This is a genomic window from Flavobacterium sp. W22_SRS_FK3 (assembly GCF_052113665.1).
GTDB lineage: Bacteria > Bacteroidota > Bacteroidia > Flavobacteriales > Flavobacteriaceae > Flavobacterium.
The window spans coordinates 160,903-179,504 of the sequence record NZ_JBGQOF010000006.1 but is presented as its reverse complement, the minus strand read 5'-3'; the positions used below and the strand labels follow the sequence as shown (position 1 = coordinate 179,504).

17 protein-coding genes and 1 tRNA gene are annotated in these 18,602 nt (G+C 34.3%); 9 read left to right on the top strand and 9 right to left on the bottom strand.

The annotated features are described in order from the left end of the window. The first annotated feature begins 17 nt into the window (after nucleotides 1-17). From recJ to ACEN2I_RS07995, 5 genes are all read left to right on the top strand, one after another. Nucleotides 18-1,718, top strand: coding sequence for a single-stranded-DNA-specific exonuclease RecJ (recJ, locus tag ACEN2I_RS08015; protein WP_441765575.1), 1,701 nt, complete (start codon nucleotides 18-20; stop codon nucleotides 1,716-1,718). After that, entirely contained in the window at nucleotides 1,708-2,988 is a 1,281-nt protein-coding gene (locus ACEN2I_RS08010; RefSeq protein WP_441765574.1) for an MFS transporter, read from the top strand. The genes recJ and ACEN2I_RS08010 overlap by 11 nt, the downstream gene beginning before the upstream one ends. Beyond that, nucleotides 2,988-3,908, top strand: a complete 921-nt coding sequence (locus ACEN2I_RS08005) for an alpha/beta hydrolase (protein ID WP_441765573.1) — start codon at nucleotides 2,988-2,990, stop codon at nucleotides 3,906-3,908. The genes ACEN2I_RS08010 and ACEN2I_RS08005 overlap by 1 nt, the downstream gene beginning before the upstream one ends. A gap of 157 nt (nucleotides 3,909-4,065) precedes the next feature. Beyond that, entirely contained in the window at nucleotides 4,066-4,422 is a 357-nt protein-coding gene (locus tag ACEN2I_RS08000; protein WP_441765572.1) for a hypothetical protein, read from the top strand. 81 nt (nucleotides 4,423-4,503) lie between these two features. Further along, entirely contained in the window at nucleotides 4,504-5,718 is a 1,215-nt protein-coding gene (locus ACEN2I_RS07995) for a cytochrome c3 family protein (RefSeq protein ID WP_441765571.1), read from the top strand. On the opposite strand, the gene ACEN2I_RS07990 is transcribed toward ACEN2I_RS07995, so the two are convergent. The 3 genes from ACEN2I_RS07990 to ACEN2I_RS07980 form a co-directional block, all read right to left on the bottom strand. Next, entirely contained in the window at nucleotides 5,719-6,462 is a 744-nt protein-coding gene (locus ACEN2I_RS07990; protein ID WP_441765570.1) for a UDP-2,3-diacylglucosamine diphosphatase, read from the bottom strand. Between the two features lie 70 nt (nucleotides 6,463-6,532). Continuing rightward, entirely contained in the window at nucleotides 6,533-6,985 is a 453-nt protein-coding gene (locus ACEN2I_RS07985) for a 6-pyruvoyl trahydropterin synthase family protein (protein WP_441765569.1), read from the bottom strand. Nucleotides 6,986-7,145: 160 nt separating this feature from the next. Next, on the bottom strand, nucleotides 7,146-7,910 hold the full coding sequence (locus tag ACEN2I_RS07980) for an enoyl-CoA hydratase/isomerase family protein (RefSeq protein ID WP_441765568.1): 765 nt from the start codon (nucleotides 7,908-7,910) through the stop codon (nucleotides 7,146-7,148). Between the two features lie 106 nt (nucleotides 7,911-8,016). Between ACEN2I_RS07980 and ACEN2I_RS07975 the strand changes: the two genes are divergently transcribed. Beyond that, a tRNA-Ala gene (locus ACEN2I_RS07975) sits at nucleotides 8,017-8,090 on the top strand. A 52-nt stretch (nucleotides 8,091-8,142) separates the two neighbouring features. Here the strand turns inward: ACEN2I_RS07975 and ACEN2I_RS07970 are convergent. Then, the gene (locus ACEN2I_RS07970) at nucleotides 8,143-8,316 is read right to left on the bottom strand and encodes a hypothetical protein (protein ID WP_441765567.1); all 174 of its coding nucleotides are present in this window, start codon (nucleotides 8,314-8,316) and stop codon (nucleotides 8,143-8,145) included. Nucleotides 8,317-8,502: 186 nt separating this feature from the next. Here ACEN2I_RS07970 and ACEN2I_RS07965 point away from each other — a divergent pair, with 186 nt between their 5' ends. After that, nucleotides 8,503-9,066, top strand: coding sequence for a DUF6642 family protein (locus ACEN2I_RS07965; RefSeq protein WP_441765566.1), 564 nt, complete (start codon nucleotides 8,503-8,505; stop codon nucleotides 9,064-9,066). 195 nt (nucleotides 9,067-9,261) lie between these two features. Here ACEN2I_RS07965 and ACEN2I_RS07960 read toward each other — a convergent pair whose 3' ends face one another. From ACEN2I_RS07960 to ACEN2I_RS07945, 4 genes are all read right to left on the bottom strand, one after another. Continuing rightward, complete coding sequence (locus ACEN2I_RS07960) at nucleotides 9,262-9,591, bottom strand: YegP family protein (protein WP_441765565.1); 330 nt, start codon at nucleotides 9,589-9,591, stop codon at nucleotides 9,262-9,264. Nucleotides 9,592-9,699: 108 nt separating this feature from the next. Then, nucleotides 9,700-10,656, bottom strand: coding sequence for a lipid A deacylase LpxR family protein (locus ACEN2I_RS07955; RefSeq protein ID WP_441765564.1), 957 nt, complete (start codon nucleotides 10,654-10,656; stop codon nucleotides 9,700-9,702). Continuing rightward, the gene (mtgA, locus tag ACEN2I_RS07950) at nucleotides 10,646-11,413 is read right to left on the bottom strand and encodes a monofunctional biosynthetic peptidoglycan transglycosylase (protein WP_441765563.1); all 768 of its coding nucleotides are present in this window, start codon (nucleotides 11,411-11,413) and stop codon (nucleotides 10,646-10,648) included. Before mtgA ends, ACEN2I_RS07955 begins: the two co-directional genes overlap by 11 nt. Beyond that, nucleotides 11,413-12,525: an NAD(P)/FAD-dependent oxidoreductase gene (locus tag ACEN2I_RS07945; RefSeq protein ID WP_441765562.1), complete on the bottom strand. Its 1,113-nt coding sequence runs from the start codon at nucleotides 12,523-12,525 to the stop codon at nucleotides 11,413-11,415. The genes mtgA and ACEN2I_RS07945 overlap by 1 nt, the downstream gene beginning before the upstream one ends. A 246-nt stretch (nucleotides 12,526-12,771) precedes the next feature. Between ACEN2I_RS07945 and ACEN2I_RS07940 the strand changes: the two genes are divergently transcribed. Then, on the top strand, nucleotides 12,772-14,673 hold the full coding sequence (locus ACEN2I_RS07940; protein ID WP_441765561.1) for an alpha/beta fold hydrolase: 1,902 nt from the start codon (nucleotides 12,772-12,774) through the stop codon (nucleotides 14,671-14,673). 138 nt (nucleotides 14,674-14,811) lie between these two features. Continuing rightward, nucleotides 14,812-17,253, top strand: a complete 2,442-nt coding sequence (locus tag ACEN2I_RS07935; protein WP_441765560.1) for an ATP-binding response regulator — start codon at nucleotides 14,812-14,814, stop codon at nucleotides 17,251-17,253. Here ACEN2I_RS07935 and ACEN2I_RS07930 read toward each other — a convergent pair. After that, nucleotides 17,250-18,590 carry a sigma-54-dependent transcriptional regulator gene (locus tag ACEN2I_RS07930; RefSeq protein WP_441765559.1) on the bottom strand — a complete coding sequence of 447 codons (1,341 nt, stop codon included), beginning with the start codon at nucleotides 18,588-18,590 and terminating at the stop codon, nucleotides 17,250-17,252. The two genes, ACEN2I_RS07935 and ACEN2I_RS07930, sit on opposite strands and share 4 nt — an antisense overlap. Between the last annotated feature and the right edge of the window lie 12 nt (nucleotides 18,591-18,602).

Here is an 18,602-nt window from a genome sequence, read left to right as displayed (position 1 = left end):
CAATTCATAAATTATTTATGCGCTGGACCATCAAATCAAAACCTTCAGAAGAAAAGGTAAAACATCTTTCAGCCGCCTTAAATGTAGAAGATTTTGTCGCCACACTTTTGATTCAGCGTGGAATTGAAACTTTTGAAGACGCCAAAAACTTCTTTCGTCCTTCATTAGAACACCTCCATGATCCTTATCTGATGAAAGATATGGATAAGGCAGTTTCTAGAATCGAATCGGCTATACAAAATCACGAAAATATTCTGGTTTTTGGCGATTACGATGTAGATGGAACTACTGCCGTTTCTTTGGTTTCCTCCTACTTAAAATCATATTATCCAAATATTGCGACCTATATTCCGGATCGTTATGAAGAAGGCTATGGTATTTCTTTTAAAGGAATCGACTTTGCCGATGACAACGGATTTTCATTAATAATTGCATTAGACTGCGGTATAAAATCTATTGATCATATCGCTTACGCAAAAAAGAAAAATATCGATTTTATTATTTGTGATCACCACCGACCTGGAGAATTTCTTCCGGATGCAGTTGCAATTCTGGATCCAAAAAGAGAAGACTGCTCCTACCCTTACGATGAGTTATGCGGTTGTGGTGTTGGTTTTAAACTGATTCAGGCTTTAGGGCAAAATCGAGGTGAAACCATTGAAGATTTGGTATCGTATTTAGATTTGGTTGCAACGGCAATTGCTGCAGACATCGTTCCGATAACAGGTGAAAACAGAGTTTTGGCTTATTTCGGATTACAGGTTATTAACAGCGATCCAAGACCCGGAATTAAAGCATTGGTTCATCAGGTCAAAAAGAAAACCCTTGATATTACAGATGTTGTTTTTATCATTTCTCCACGAATAAATGCAGCGGGAAGAATTAAACATGGCAATCATGCGGTTGAATTGTTAACGGAATTCAATTTCGAACAGGCACAGCAATTTGCGTCAGAAATCGAGCAGTACAATTCGGATCGTAAAGATCTTGACAAAAGAATTACCAAAGAAGCTTTCAATCAAATTGAAGAAAATCAGGAACAAGACCGATTTTCAACAGTTGTTTTTCAGGAAGACTGGCACAAAGGCGTAATCGGAATTGTTGCTTCGAGATTAATTGAAACGTATTATCGCCCGACTTTGGTTTTTACCAAAAGTGGTGATAAATATGCTGCTTCGGCAAGATCTGTAAAAGGTTTTGATGTTTACAATGCTTTGGATGCCTGTGCAGAACATCTGGAACAATTTGGCGGTCACATGTATGCGGCCGGAATGACTTTGAAAGCTGAAAATTATATCACTTTTAAAGAAGCTTTCGAAAAACAAGTTGAGGAAACTATTTTGCCAGCAATGAGAACACCTGAAATCGAAATTGACGCCGAAATCAATTTTACAGATATAACCCCCAAATTAATTCGGATTTTAAAACAATTTGAACCTTTTGGCCCTCAAAATATGACACCAGTTTTTATGACTAAAGATGTAAAAGACACTGGTTACGCCAAAACTTTAGGTGCAGATGATGAACATTTGAGACTTTTTGTAAAGCAAAATAATTCTGATGGAATTGCGGCTATAGGTTTTGGACTTGGAAAAAAAATAGAAATCACAAAAAATCAAAATACTTTTCAGCTAGCGTATTCCCTTTCTGAAAATGAGTGGAATGACACCGTTTCTACTCAGCTTATGCTTAAAGATCTCAGAACAAATGAAGAATAAAGAAAAGAAAAACGACCCATATCAGGCGTTGCGTTATAGAGAATTTAATGTTTTTTTATTATTGCGTTTTGCCATGGTTTTTGCCTGGTCGATGCAATTTATAGTAATCGAATGGGAAGTTTATAGCTTGACTAAGAATCCGCTTTCCTTAGGACTTATTGGATTAATGGAAGTTATACCGGCTGTTTCGATGGCGTTATTTGCGGGACATATGGTCGATCAGCGTGAGAAAAAAGGATTATTGGTAAAATGCATACTTGGTTTTTCCGTAATTAGTTTTGGACTGTTTTTACTAACCTGGCCAAAAGTAATCGGAGGATGGTCAACCAATGCTATTTTGTATTCGATTTATTTTTTGGTCTTTTTAGGCGGATTGGTTCGTGCTTTTCTGGGACCAACTATCTTTTCGCTTTTATCTTTAATTGTACCTAAAAAAGCCTATCCAAATGCAGCAACATGGAGCAGCTCTGTCTGGCAGATTGCAGCAGTTTTAGGACCTGCAGTTGCAGGGTTTTCAATTAACTACATTGGCGTTCATTGGTCTATGTGTACCGTTGTCGGATTTTCTGTTTTTTCATTACTAGCTTTATCACAAATTAGCACCAAACCAATACTGAATCCAAAAATTGGTGAACCTGTAATGGAAAGTTTAAAAGAAGGAATCAAATTTGTATTCAATAATAAAACAATTTTGGGCGTGCTTTCATTAGATATGGTTGCTGTTCTTTTTGGAGGTGCTGTAGCTTTACTCCCTGTTTTTGCTCAGGATATTTTAAAAGTTGGCCCAGAAGGCTTTGGGGTTTTAAGAGCTGCTCCGGCCATTGGTGCTTTTATCACCATGCTAATTTCGGCTTACGTTCCTTTGTATAAAAAAGCAGGAATGAAACTTTTAACTGCCATTTTTGTTTTCGGTTTATGTATTATCCTATTCGGAGTTTCAACCATTTTCTGGGTTTCTGTTGTCGCATTATTTTTAAGCGGTGTTGCTGACGGAATTTCAGTTGTTATTCGACAGACGATTTTACAACTTAAAACCCCTGATCATATGCGTGGGCGTGTTGCAGCTGTAAACTCAATGTTTGTTGGATCATCGAATGAATTAGGGGCTTTTGAAAGTGGTTTAACAGCAAAATTAATGGGAACGGTAACTTCTGTGGTATTTGGAGGAAGCATGACATTACTAACCGTTTTAGGCTTCGGAATCAAATCGCCAACCTTTAGAAATTTAGATCTTCGAAAAGACATGGAAGACCATCAAAACATGGAGTAATGAAACAGGTATTTATAACTTTCTTTTTCACGTTTTCACTTTGCTCAAGTGGACAAAATCTGTACAGTAAATCGTATGGAAATAAAAAAGAAAAAGTCATCATTTTTATTCATGGTGGACCAAGCGGAAATTCCTCTTTATTTGAAAGTACAACAGCTCAAAAATTAGCTAATCTGGGATTTTATGTGATTGTGTACGACCGAAGAGGCGAAGGAAGATCTGTAGATCCTAATGCAAAATTCACTTATGTAGAAGCATTTCAGGATTTAAATGCTATTTATTCAAAATACAATTTAAGAAAAGCCACACTCCTTGCTCATAGTTTTGGCGGTTTAGTCGCAACTCTCTATGCAACAAAATATCCTGAGAATGTTTCTTCACTGATTTTAGCGGGTGCTTTGTTTTCTCAACAGGAAACGTATGATCACATTTTAAATTCGGTCTCAAGAATAGCAACAAATAAAGAGGATTCTATTCAATTAGCCAATATAAATGCAATCGAAAAGCTAAGTAAAAATAGTGCCGAATACCGAAAAGTCTGTTTTAATTTAGCAGCAGAAAATGGCTTTTTTAAAATGAAAACTCCAACAAAGGCTTCAAAAAACTTATATGCAAATTACGAAGCAAGCAAATTTTATAAAACCAACATTCGAAATAAAAATGCCCCTCTGCTATTTTATCAAAACGAAAAGCAAAACAACATTGATAGCCGACCTTTTTTAAAGGAAATAAAAGCAAAAGGAATTGCTATTTATGCTATTTACGGAAAAGAAGATGGTATCTTTTCATCGGCTCAAATTATTTCTATTAAAGATTTAGCTGGGGAGAATCATTTTGCTTTACTTAAAAACTGTTCTCATTACCTTTTTGTTGACCAACAGCAGCAATTTTTGTATCAAATACAAAATTGGTATAAATAAAATTATCACTTAAAGTTAATCGATATAAAAAAAAATACAAATACACTTTTTAAAATTCAATCAAAATATTGAAATTCAATAAATTACTCTTTTATTCGTTTATTATTTAGAACAAATACAAATAATATTTATATTTGTAAAAATAACAGCATTCGAAATGAAAGATATTGAACAGATATACCATAATAACTTTGGAATTTCTTTTTATTGGAAAAAAGAAAATGGAACTCTATTAGACAAAGTTCAATTGGTTTTTAGGGAAACCGGATTTTACCTTACGATAGCGGAACTCAATCAGTTTTGTGATTTAATTGAGGATAGCCTTATCGAAAACTCTTGTTGTAAAGCATGTGAATTACGAAATTCCTGCCATAAATTTTTACTTAAAACGCCTTTATCTCAAGTGGATTTAGCGGTTTCAATGAAAGAAATAAAATCAATAAAAGATCTGGTTGAAGGCACTTTATTCAGAATAGATCTTGATGAATATGTGTATGGTGCAGGTAAAAATTAAGAATTACTACATTATTTAACATCTTTTTTTTACAATTGAAAATATACTTGAATTAATTCAAAAAAAAGTATATTTACAACAATGAAAAAAGCACATATTCTTTTTATCATTTTTGTTTGGACCGTACTTTTAACCAGCTGCAAAAATGAATCTGACAATTACACTGACCCCAGAGGGACAGATTATGCCGGTTCAGAAAGTTGTATTCAATGTCATCAAACACAGCATCAAACAGCCATTCTCAGTGCTCATTACAAAGCTTCTTCACCTGCTACTAAACAAAACATTGTAGGCCATTTTACAAATGGACACAATACTTTCGTCTATGACAAAAACACTAAGTTAGTCATGGAAGAGCGTAAAGATTCTCTTTACCAGGTGCTGTACAAAAACGGAAAAGAAATAAAAGCTTATCCATTTGACGTAATTTTTGGAATCAAACATGCACAAACGAGTGGGTATTGGAAAAATCACCATCTTTATGAATTGCCTATTTCATACTATAAATCTATAAATGGCTGGGCAACAAGTCCAAATTATTCAGCAACAACCCCCAATTTTAATAAAAAAATACAAAAAGAATGTTTTGCATGTCACAGTTCTAATGTAGCAAGCAGATTCGTTACAAAAAATAGCTCAGAAAACTACACCTACATGGGAATGGACGTTGAAGACTTTATGAATAAAAAAACTTTAATTTATGGAATAGATTGTGAACGTTGTCATGGACCGGCAAAAACACATGTTCAGACGCATTTAAAATTTCCTGATTTAAAAAAAGCTCAAAATATAGTTTCTTTTAGAAATTTAAACAGACAGCAAAGAATAGATGCCTGTGCTTTATGTCATTCTGGAGGTGATAAAACTAAACTAAAATCAAGATTTGAATATAAACCCGGAGACAATCTATCTGATTATTTTGTAGAAAATCCACGCTCAAAAGATACTTTGAATTTTGATGTGCATGGCAATCAATTCGGTTTGCTTTCACAGAGTAAATGTTTTCAAAAAAGCCAGACTATGGACTGCATTACCTGTCATAATCCTCACCAGAATGAGCCACAGAATTATATTTCTTATTCAAAAATTTGTATGAGCTGCCATCAAAATACGCAACACAATATTGTAACTTTAAAAACAATCTCAAAATCAAAGTTAGCGGATAATTGTGTGGAATGTCATATGCCAAAACAAGATTCGAAAGCAATCCGTTTTCAGCAATCAAATAGTTCTGTTATTACCAGCTATTCGCTAAGAACACATAAAATAGCTGTTTATCCGGCAGCTAAAAAATAATTATTTTTCGAATTTTTTAAGTTCGAATGTTTCGCCATCAAACACACCGTAAGTAAAGTAACCAATCCAGTCACCCAGATTTACATATTTTGAATCTTCTCCTACCGGAATAATCATAGGTAAATGGCGGTGACCAAAAATAAAGTAGTTGTAATGTTTGGTTTCGAGTTTACGTTTGGCGTACAAAACCAGCCACTCATTTTCTTCTCCCAGAAATTTAACATCATCATCCCCGGAAATTAATTTGTTTTTTACTGATAAATACTGTGCCAAACTCACCCCAACATCGGGATGAAGCCAACGAAAAAGCCATTTTGAAAATGGATTTGTAAAAACTTTTTTCATTCGTTTGTACCCCTTATCGCCAGGGCCTTTTCCGTCACCGTGGCCAATTAAGAATGTTTTTCCGTTAAAAGTAAATTCCTTATTATCATGATAAACCGGAATATTCAATTCGGTTTGAAAATAATCGTACATCCACAAATCATGGTTTCCAACAAAGAAAAAAATGGGTATTCCGCTATCACGAATCTCTGCCAGTTTACCTAAAATACGAACAAATCCTTTTGGAACAACGGTTTTGTATTCAAACCAAAAATCAAATAAATCGCCTAATAAAAAAATAGCTTCAGCATCATCCTTTATCTCATCAAGCCAAGCCACAAATTTCCTTTCACGGGGCAAACTCAATTCCGGAGTTGGAGCTCCAAAATGCTGATCAGAAGCAAAATATATTTTTTTCATTTATGTGTATTATGAAATGTGATTCGTAAGATGTGAAACGCTTTACTTTTCACATTTAACTTTTTACTGTTTACAAATTATCAGATGCGTACCATTCTGCAAATGAAGATTCGGTTTCCTGAAGTTTTAGTGAAAATAGTTTAATTCCTGAAGGTAGTCTTGCGATAATTCTGTCTGCAAAATCAACCACCATATTTTCGCTGGTTGGCTGATAATCGACTAAAATTACATGATGTCCACGATTTTTGAGTTCGTTTGCTAATTCGATATGTGGTGTCGTTTCATTAAAAACAGTTGCATGATCAAACTGATCGACGATTTCTTCTTTTACAATTTTCTTTAGATCCGAAAAATCGATTACCATTCCGAATTTTACATTTGAGCGGTCTGTAATTGGTGAGCCAATAACCGTTACCGATAATTTGTAACTGTGTCCGTGAACGTTCTTGCATTTTCCGTCATAACCGTACAAAGCGTGTCCGGTTTCGAAACTAAATTGTTTTGTAATTCTGATATTACTCATCGGGTATTTTTTCTGCAAATTTAGGAAATAGAAGCGAGAAATGTTCTTTTAATACAAAAAGGTGTTAATTACAGTACTAGCCCTGATGGAAGCGGCATCCTTTTGTGCCAGGGTTCGGTACAAAAGATATAGCGCACAGCAGGATCAGCTCCTGAAAAAACTACTTCTTGAATTGCAATAAAGCCGTTTTACTAAAATCAGATAAGATTAATTTACCTGTAATTGCCGCACGTTCAAAAAGCAAGGATTCCCAATGTTCCGTGTTTTCCCAGATAATTTTCTTCATTTCACATAAAGCATCGGGATTGTATGCACTCAGTTTTTTGGCGAAATTTTCGACAGCAGCTTCCAGTTCGGTTGCAGGATGGATTTCAGAATATAGCCCATGTTCAAGCGCCCATTCTGCCGACTTCCACCCGTGAGCCGCCAATGTCATTTCGGTCATTGCCATTTTACCTATTTTACGGGAAACAGCGGGTTCAATCACAAACGGTCCAATCCCAATGGCAAGCTCTGAGAGTTTTACAGCACTTTCTGTCGTTGCAAAAACGTAATCGCAGGCAGCAATAATTCCAACTCCGCCTCCCACTGCTTTTCCTTGTACACGACCAATAATAATTTTCGAACAATTGCGCATCGCATTGAGTAAATGGGCAAATCCGGAGAAAAATTCAGTTCCCTGTTCTTCGTTTTCAACCTCCAAAAGTTCATCAAACGAAGCTCCGGAACAAAAAACTTTAGCCCCTTGGCTTTGCAAAATAATAACTGAAATAGTTTCATTTCTGCTCAACAAATTAATTTCAGCAGTTAAGCGATTCAATAAATTGCGCGGAAAAGAATTACTCGCAGGATGCCCAAACTCTACCGTTGCAACTGTACCAGTAAAACTAGTCTGTAAAGATCCGTTTTGATTTTCTAAACTCATAAAAATAGATTTGAACGTAAAGTTACGGTTTTGACAAGTATTTTCAATTCAATGCGATTTGAAATTTGTTTTTTGAAAATTAATTGACTTTATTTGCTGTCGAAATGGGGGATTAGCTCATTTGGCTAGAGCGCTTGCCTGGCAGGCAAGAGGTGACCGGTTCGAATCCGGTATTCTCCACAAAAAAAAACCGTATTACTTTATTGAGATACGGTTTTTCTTTTCAACTTAATTATCGTTCACTTACATTATCAAAATCAGGTTCATCTTCATCGGATTTCTTAAAATCGTTATTCAATAAATCGGTCAGTTTCTTTTTTTCCTTTTGATTTTTTTTTATCATAAATACAATCAAAGCAATTAATACGATTGCCATAACTCCTAACACTATCCAATTGATTTCCATAATCTTAAAAATTTTATTAAAGTTATGACTTTAAAATTCTCCTGACATTATTAAAAGGTTAAACCTCAACAATTGTGTTAAACTGTCTTTAGCAGCCTTTTATATCTTGGCAATTATAATTAAATTGCTGTTAGGGATTAAAACTATAGCCTTTTTAGGCCACATCGTTTACAAAAAATCAATGTCATGGATTCTGATAAATTTATTTTCTGCCTTGAAGGCGTTTTAGACATAGAAAACAACACAGCCACAGAAGTGGTCAAAAACTTAGAAAAACTGGCTTTTAATCAGGGGATTTCGAGCATTTATAAAACCTGCGACACGATAGAAGGACTTGAAGAAAGTCTGAATACCTTACTTTATGATGATCATAATTTTAAGGATTACGAAATCATCTATCTCGTTATGAAAGGCGAACCCAACAACATTTGTCTTCATGACTACTATTATAGCTTAGAAGAAATCGCCGAACTATTTGAAGGAAAAATGAGGGGCAAAATTCTACATTTTGCCAACTCAAAAATATTGGATTTAACACCTGAAGAGTCACAGTATTTTTTAGATATTACCGGCGCACGAGCTATTTCGGGCTACGGAACAGTTTCTAATAAATTTACCAGCACAAGTTCTGTTGACAAAGCTTTTTTTAAATTATGCCAGCAGGAAGATGATCTGATTGAAATTGTAGAAACCCTTTACGAAAAGCATTATGACCTTTGCAAACTGCTCGATTTTAGATTGTATTATTAATTTTTTTAAGGAGCAGTTTATTTAGTGATCAAACACAACTTTTGTCCCGCTATACATTTCAATCTTTTTTTCGATAAAGAATCTCAAAAAAAGGATTTCCATTTCTATCGGGGCTATATTAGAAATTTTAGAATTTTAAGAACCCAAAAAAAGCCCTCCATAACGAGAGCTTTCAAATATTTTACAAATCAAAACTTAAGCCTGATCGTCCGTTGTGGCCCCCGGAGCATTTGTTTTAACAGAGGCAATACCGTTATCTCTTGCTGCAACACTTTCGTACATTTCGCTTGAGCCAATAATTTGACCATTGGTAGCTTTTAAGTTAAAATATGGCTTTCCGTTTGAAGATTCTTTTTTATCAAATTTTGAATCATCCTGAGAGTTTTTTTTCACAGATTCTATTCCGTTCAAGCAAGCTGCTTTAGTAGTATACCCTTCACTTGCCAAAATGGTTTGGCCATTTCCAGCTTTTAAATTAAATTGAAACTCTCCGTTGGCTCTCGTGGTAATCACAAATTTTCCCATAGTGTTTTTTGGTTTAAGTTAGAACTATTTTTTTATCGTGCATTTTATAAAAATACAAAACTTAGAAATATGATTTAATGTTAAACAGTAATTTATAGAATTTATAAACTATTTAAGCAAAAACCCTAACCGAATCGAACCGTAAAAATAACCTGTATTGGTATTGTGAACCGGATCTTTTAATTCTCTTCCCCGATAAATAAAGGAGTATGAGATATTAAAATTGTTGTAACGATATTTGAAACCTGCTTCGGCATTAAAACGCAGTGGTTCCAAATCAAAAGTCAGCGGACTGCCATCATTAAACATACTGCCCTGAATTGTCGCATCATAAAATTGATAATTGACACTCGGTATCGCATAAAAGTAAAACTCCTGAATAGTATGCTGCGGTTCAAAACTTACCGAAGCATCGTGCAAATTAGAATCGTAAACAGGCAGTAATTTCTTAAATCCAAATCGTGCTAAAAATCCTGTCGAAAACCCTGTAAAAATGGTTCCCAAATTAGCTTCAGACTGAAAATGAAGATCTGAAAAATCATGATGTTTAATTGGAAATAATTTTTTAGAATACAGAACATGAGCCTGAACAGCCAATGCATTATGAAGTTGGTTCTCCCAGCCAAAAACTTCTTTATAACCAATTATTTTATGAAAACTTTCCTGCGTTTCTTCGCCAAAGGCATTCGGCCCCATGTAACCAAACTGAAAATCCGTTTTCAAAACCGATTCGCTTTGGTAAAAAAAATTCCTCCCCGCTTCAGCAAAAAGATATCCGGTAAAAGGACGGTCGTTTATCGTAACGGCTTCTTCATTAATAAATCTAGGATTATAAATATATTGCCCGATTCTGAATTCGGTTATCTTTTTATTGATTTTCTGGTTGGTGTTTTTCGACAAAAACCTATAAAAAAACTCTAGCCCATTGGTGTAATACATATCATTTTTAGACGAAGTATACAAATCATTATCTGTGATAAAACCTATTTCGGAGGTTTTTCCCTGAGCAAAAGATAATGCTGTTGTTAAAAGGAGAAATACAAAAACATTTTTTTTACTTCCCATTATAATTGATTTTTCCAACCGCACGCATTTCGCGAACTATTCTTTCTTTTCTTCTAATAATATAACTTGACGAACCAGTAGCCTTAAATTTGCGTGGATTTGGCAATATAGCCGCAATTCCGGCCGCCTGCATTGGAGTTAAGCTTGAAGCATCTCTTCTGTACCAATGTTCTGTTGCTGCATAAGCACCATAAACACCATCGCCCATTTCGATACTATTCAGATAGACTTCCATGATTCGCTCTTTACCCCAAATAATTTCAATGAGAACCGTAAAATAAGCTTCCAATCCTTTACGGAAATAACTTTTTCCCTGCCAAAGAAAAACATTTTTGGCTGTCTGCTGCGAAATGGTACTTCCACCACGAATTCTTCGGCCCCTCTCATTGCTTTTATAGGCTTTTTGAAGCGCTTTAAAATCGAATCCGTTGTGATGTAAAAAAGTGCCGTCTTCACTGGCGATAACCGCCTTTTGAAGATTCATGGAAATTTTTTCAATCGGTTCCCAATTATGGTCAAAATAAACTTCTTTACTATCCATTTTATTTTCAATGGCACGAATCACCATAAGCGGTGTAAACGGTACCGGAACAAATTTAAAAATCACAACTGATGCAATCGAGAGCCCGAAGAACCATAAACATAATTTGATAAAAAACCATTTCACTTTTTGGCCAAATGAGCGATTAGACTTTTTAGAAGCTGGTTTAGATTTACTCGAGGTTGTTTTTTTTGGTGCTGTTTTTTTTATTGCCATTATATTAAATCTGCTAATTCTGTTCCTATTAAACTGCCTATTGCTACTCCCATTCCGCCTAAACGAACTCCACAAAATACGTTTTCAGATAGTTGTGAGACAATAGGTTTTTTGCTGTTTCCTACTCCCATAATACCACTCCAGCGATGAGCGATCTGGAAATCCTGATTTGGTAAAATTACATTTTTAAGTAAATCTTCCAATTTATTTTGCACAATTTTAGTCCGACCGAATTCAGTCGTATTTTCCGTTTCAAAATCTAAGTTTCGTCCTCCACCCAGCAGAATTCTGTCACCGATATTTCTGAAATAGTAATACCCTTTGTCTAAATGAAAAGTTCCTTTAATATCTAAATCAGCAATGGGCTCCGTAATTAAAACCTGTGCTCTGGCTGGCTGAACAGCACCTTTTGTCAAAGTATTGGCAAAACCATTGGTTGCAAAAAGTATTTTTTTAGAAATAAAACTAAAATCATGCAGCACCACTTCAACATGGTTTCCTGTATCCCCATAAGAAGTTACGGTTTGTTGATTTAAAATCAAAATATTGGCAGCAACAGCTTCTTTGAGCAATTCCTGCATCATATTTCCGGTATCTATTTGCGCCTCAAAAGGATTAAAGATCAAATATTCGTGTATGTTTTGAAATCCAAACCGGTCTACTTCTTTTGAAAAAACGTCTGCTTTAAAAAGTGGTTTTAAAATTTCATTGACAAACGGCAATCTTACCACACATTCGTTAAATGCTCTCTCGTCCTCTTTCAAAAATAATTCGTATCCGCCATGAGGCCTAAAATCTATAGCAAAATCCCCTAACCTTTTTCGAAGCAATTGCAAACCTTGCCAGCGTTTTTCAATCAACTGAACTACATCTTCTTCTGTATGAATTTTTAAATCCTCCATAATTTCAGAAAGGCTTCCAAAACAGGCAAAACCAGCATTTTTAGTACTCGCGCCTTGTGGCAGCATACCTTTTTCTAACACCAGGATTTTCGCTGTTGGAAATCTTTCGCGCAAGCGTAATGCTGCATGAAGTCCTACTATTCCGCTTCCAACTACAGTATACTCTACATTTGTAAACCAATTTTTAAGTTCCCAATAACTTAATTCCATTTGTCAATTTTTTATAAAAATAGCATTTTTTTAAATTCCAAAACTTTTAAATTCCAAATTCCAAATATCATTTTGTGTTGGATTGAATAACTCCGTTTGCCAAATTGACAAAAGGTAAAATAGTAGAAAAATTTGGAATTTATTCCTACAATGAATGGTATTGGGAATTTATTTTTTGGGTTTTATTTAAAAAGATTGGAATTTAAAATTTGTACTTTTAGCACCATGAAAATTAAAGTTTTTATTATGAAAAAAGTATTATTTATAACCTTACTAATGATGAGTTTGAATGCTATCGGACAAAATGTAATGTCACAGGAATTGTTATGGAAATTAGGAAGAGTAACGACTCTTGGGCTTTCGAAAGATGCAAAAAATATTGTTTTTAAGGTTTCAACTCCTTCTGTAGAAGAAAACAAATCAAATTCAAAATATTATATTTTGCCTGTAAATGGCGGAAGTGCAAATGAAATCAAAGATACTAAAGACGTTTTGGCTAATAAAAACATTTCGCCAGACGGAAAATTTTTAGTGTATAATGAAGAAGTCAAATTAGAGAAAGTTTTAGGAAAAGATTTTTACCCAAATCTTGATAAATCGGATGCTCAAATTTATGACGGTCTGGATTATCGTCATTGGGATACCTGGAACGAAGGAAAATTTAATCACGTTTTTTATAAAGAAAACAAAGAAGGTGCCACAGGAACTGACATTTTAAAAGGTGAAACTTTTGATTCACCGCAAAAACCTTTTGGTGGTGACGAAGACTATATCTGGTCCCCAGACAGCAAAAACATTTTGTATGTGTGCAAAAAAAAATCAGGAACTGAATATGCTATTTCTACCAACACCAATATTTATGAGTATAATTTAGAAACTCAAAAGACTACTAACAGAACTGAAGATAATTTGGGCTACGATACGGCTCCGCAATTTTCTCCAACAGGAAATCTCACCTGGTTACAAATGAAACGTGATGGCTATGAGTCGGATAAAAATGATATTATTGTTGAATTTAAAGGAATCAAAAGCAATTTAACAGCTAACTGGGATGGAACTGTAGATAATTTTATCTGGAGCAAAGATGGTAAAAATGTATATTTTGTTGCTGCTGTTGAGGGTACAAAACAACTTTTTACGGTAAACTTTCCGGGATTAACCAGAATAGCCATTCAGGTTCGTCAAATTACCAGAGGTGATTTTGACGTAAATAACTTAGTTGGCTTTTCAGGTGATGATATTATAGTGACACGATCTGACATGAATCATGCTTCGGAGATTTTTTCTTATAATTTAAAGAAGAATAGCTGGAAACAATTATCAAACATCAACACCGAAACTTATAAAACAATAGCATTAAGCAAAACCGAAAAGCGTTATGTAACCACAACTGACGGTAAAAAAATGTTAGTTTGGGTAATTTTGCCGCCAAATTTTGATGCTACAAAAAAATATCCAACCTTATTATATTGTCAGGGCGGTCCACAAGCTGCATTGACACAATCGTATTCTTTCCGTTGGAATTTTCAGCTTATGGCTGCCAAAGGTTATATTGTTGTTGCACCCAATCGTCGTGGAATGCCGGGTCACGGTGTAGAATGGAACGAACAGATCAGTAAAGACTGGGGTGGTCAGGTTATGGATGATTACCTTTCTGCTATTGATGATGTTGCCAAAGAAAACTATGTTGACAAAAGTCGCTTAGGTTGCGTAGGTGCAAGCTACGGAGGATATTCTGTATTTTATCTGGCCGGAATTCACAAAAACCGCTTTAAAACTTTTATCGCTCATGATGGTGTTTTCAATACGCAAAGTATGTTTGGAACTACCGAAGAAGTTTTCTTTAACAACTGGGATTTTGGAGGTGCGTACTGGGAAAAGGACAATGCAGTTGCACAAAAAACATACACCACCTTTAATCCGGCAAGTTTAGTTGGGAACTGGAACAGACCTATTTTAATTATTCAGGGCGGAAAAGATTTCCGTGTGCCAATCGGGCAAGGTCAGGAAGCTTTTCAGGCGGCTCAGTTAAGAGGTATCAAAAGCCGTTTGCTTTATTTTCCAGAAGAAAATCACTGGGTTTTAAAACCTCAAAATGCGCAGATTTGGCAAAATGAATTTTTTAAATGGCTAAATGAAACCCTTTAATTAATGACTCAATTATAATGTGCCACAGATTTATAGTCTGTGGCTATTTTTTTATAGAAAGTTTGGCTTTTTAAAACAGAAAATATTGAATAAATTGCAGTAATCATTTTCAAAAAATAAATTCCTTACCACCAGTTTATGGAAAGCAAAAGAAGCTACATGCCTATTAAAGTACTTTTCGGCTATCTTGCCCTAATCGGATTAGTCGTGATTGTGGGATGGTTTTTATATTCTGAAAATGTAGTTTATAACAATTTGGAAAATAAAATTGCTTTTGAAAAAACAAAGATCTTAAGAGTCAGTAAGCTTTTTTCTAACGTGTATAAAACCGAAAGTTTAGCCCGAAAAACAATTCAGACCAACTCTGAAAAAGATTTCAAACGTTATCTTATCGAAACAGATTCCTTAAAATCAAGAATTGATACGCTAAAACAAATTGTTAGTACTGAGTATCAAAAAGTTTTATTGGACAGTGTTACTTATTTATTGTCTGAAAAAACAGAAAATATCACGCAATTAAAAGCTATAAAAAACAAAGCAGAAGATGAAGTTTCTGTAAATACCGCGATAAATGAAATAACCAAAATGGAGTTTAAACTCCGAAAACTGGAACTTCAGGACTTTGCCAAAAGCCCGAATGATTTAGGAAGTTACCAGCGAAATGTTTTACAAAAATATGTGGATTACCTGAATCAGAATATTCCTGATGACAGTACCAATACCTTAAGCAAGCAAGCATCTGATTCGATTTTAGCGAATTCAAAAAAACTGTTGAGTGATGTAAAATTAAAAGCAGAAAAGAAAAAAGAATCCCTGAATTTTGAAGAAAACAAACTGCTTAAAAACGAAATTGCCATATCTGAACAGCTCCGAAAAGTACTTCGTATTATTGAGCGGGAAATTATCATCAATTCGATAAAAAACAATTCACTCAAAGAAAAATCACTTAAAAAAGTAAATGAAATTGTTACTGCATCGGCCATAATCGGTTTGTTGCTTACGGTAGTTTTTTCGATAATAATTGTAAGCGATTACTCGAAATCGCAATTGTATAAAAAACAGTTAGAAATTGCGAATTTCAAAACCAAAAATCTACTCAAAAGCCGTGAACAGCTTATCTCTACAGTAAGTCATGATTTAAAAACACCATTGAGTACGATTGTTGGCTATTCAGAACTTTTGGGTAATTCTGATGTAAATACGAAGCAATCATATTTTATCAAGAATATTAAAAATTCTTCTGAATATATTACCCAACTCGTTCAGGATTTACTTGATTTTTCTCAAATTGAAGCCGGAAAAATCACAATTGAAAAAGTACCTTTTTTATTACCTGAAATCATTGATGAAGTTGCTAAAAGTATTCAGACAGTTTACAAACAAAAAAAAATCGAACTTATTATTAACATTGATGAAAAGCTCAACACAAAAATTGTTGGGGATCCTTTTCGTCTGAAACAGATTTTAAGTAACATTATTGGAAATGCCTATAAATTTACTCAAGAAGGTTTTATAAGAATCAGCGCTTTTGTATCTGAAGACAGTAACTTTTTCACCATTACTATTGAAGATTCAGGTATTGGAATTGAGAAAGAAAATCAGAAATTAGTTTTTGAAGAATTTGCGCAAGCCAATGAAAACATCGAAAAAACATATGGAGGAACCGGCTTAGGATTATCAATCTGCCAAAAAATAATTTTGCTTTTGGGAGGAAATTTAAACCTTGAAAGTACATTTGGAAAAGGAAGTAGTTTTAAAATTCAGCTTCCCTTATTGCTTGACACCAGTAAAACTGTACCTGATAAAAAGCCAGAAGAAATTATTCCGATTGCTAAAAAACTAACTTTTATAGTTCTGGATGATGACAGCAACTTATTGAATTTAACCAGCACCGTCTTAAAACAGCAAGATCATCAGGTGTTTTCTTTTACCCGTGCAGCAGAAGCATTAGAAACAATTAAAAATACCGATTTTGATTTTATTGTTACAGACATCCAAATGCCTGAAATGGATGGCTTTATGTTTATTGAAAAGCTAAAAAGCGAAACAACAAATTTATTTTATAAAAACCAGCCCATTATCGCCATAACAGGCCGAACAGATTTGGATTTTTCTGTTTATGCAAAAGCAGGATTTACCACTGTGATCAAAAAACCGTATTCACCAAAAGTTCTGCTTGAAACGATTCAGCGTGTTTTGAATAACAATCTTGTTTCTGATAAAATTGTAAATACTGAAGAAGTTATCTCTACAAAATCGTATTCACTGACAACTTTAAAAGAATTTTTGGGCAATGATATTGATACTTCGAAAGAGTTTCTTACATCATTTATGGAAAGTACCAAGGTAAATTTAAGTGCTTTGGAAAATGCCGTTCAGGAAAAAAACATAGCTGAAATAAATTCAATAGCGCACCGAATTGCACCTATGTTCAGACAAATTCAGTCACATGAAATTGGAAGAATACTGAAAGCATTGGAACAAAATAATTTAGACAATTCGGATTTGGAATCTCTTTATAATGCCTTAAAAAATAAAATTGATTCGCTTTTTGCTATTTTAAAGAAAGAAGTTCTTTAATCTATATTATATTGCTTTAGTTTGTTATAAAGCGTTTTTCGGGTTATTTTTAGCAATTTTGCTGCTTTAGATTTGTTGTTTTGAGTTCTGGATAGCGCATGAATAATGGTTTCTTTTTCATTTTCAGATAAAGAAAAACCCCCTTCATTGCTCTGTGTTTGTTTCTGAAAAAATTCGATAGGCAAAACGTCACTTTCAATAAAATCACCCTGTGATAAAAGTGTGGCACGCTTAATACAGTTTTGCAGTTCGCGTAAGTTTCCCGGCCAGTTGTATTTTTGAAAAATAGACACCACTTCAGGCGAAAACCCAATAATGTCTTTATTCAATTGCTGATTGGCTTTCTCTAAAAAATAATCTGCAAAAACCATTAAATCATCTCCTCTGTCTGTCAATGAAGGCGACTGAATAGAAAATTCGTTGATTCGATGATACAAATCTTCTCGGAAATCTCCATTTTTAACGGCTTCACGTAAATCCTCGTTTGTTGCCGTAATAATCCGGATATCAACATTAATTTCTTTGTTGCTTCCAACAGGCTTTATTTTTCGTTCCTGAAGCGCTCTCAATAACTGAATTTGGTTTTCATAGGAGAGATTTCCTATCTCGTCCAAAAAAATCGTTCCGCCATTTGCTGCTTCAAAATAGCCAGTTTTATCACTTATTGCTCCTGTAAAAGATCCTTTTAAATGCCCAAAAAATTCACTTGCTGCCAATTCTTTAGGTATAGCACCACAATCAACCGCTATAAAATTATTGTTTTTACGATGACTTTGCTGATGGATACTTTTAGCTATAATTTCTTTTCCGGTTCCGCTTTCGCCAATAATTAAAACAGACATATCGGTAGGACTAACCAGTTTAATATGCTCTAATAATTTTTTTGATGCTACAGAAATTCCTCTTACAAATTCGTTTTCAGAAGAAACTTTTTTAGGCAAGACTTTTTTTTCTTTTACAGGATCCTTACTTACTTCAAAGTTTTGCAGTGTATTGGTGATTACCAATAAAACCTCATCAGGATTAAAGGGTTTTGAAATATAATCAGAGGCACCATTTTTAATGGCTTTTACCGCTGTATTTACATCTGAATATCCTGTCATAAGAACAACGGGAATTTCAGGATTAGATGTTTTAAATTCAGCCATCAATGCAATACCATCCGAATCAGGCAAACGAAGATCTGTCAAAATCAAATCAAAAGATTCTTTTTTGATGCATAATCGGGCTTCCGCTGCAGAAAAAGCAACGGCTACATCGTATGCTTTTTTTGTTAGAAATTTTTCTAATAATTTGCAAAAAGAAATATCGTCTTCTATTATTAATATCTTCGGCATTTGCTTTGAGGG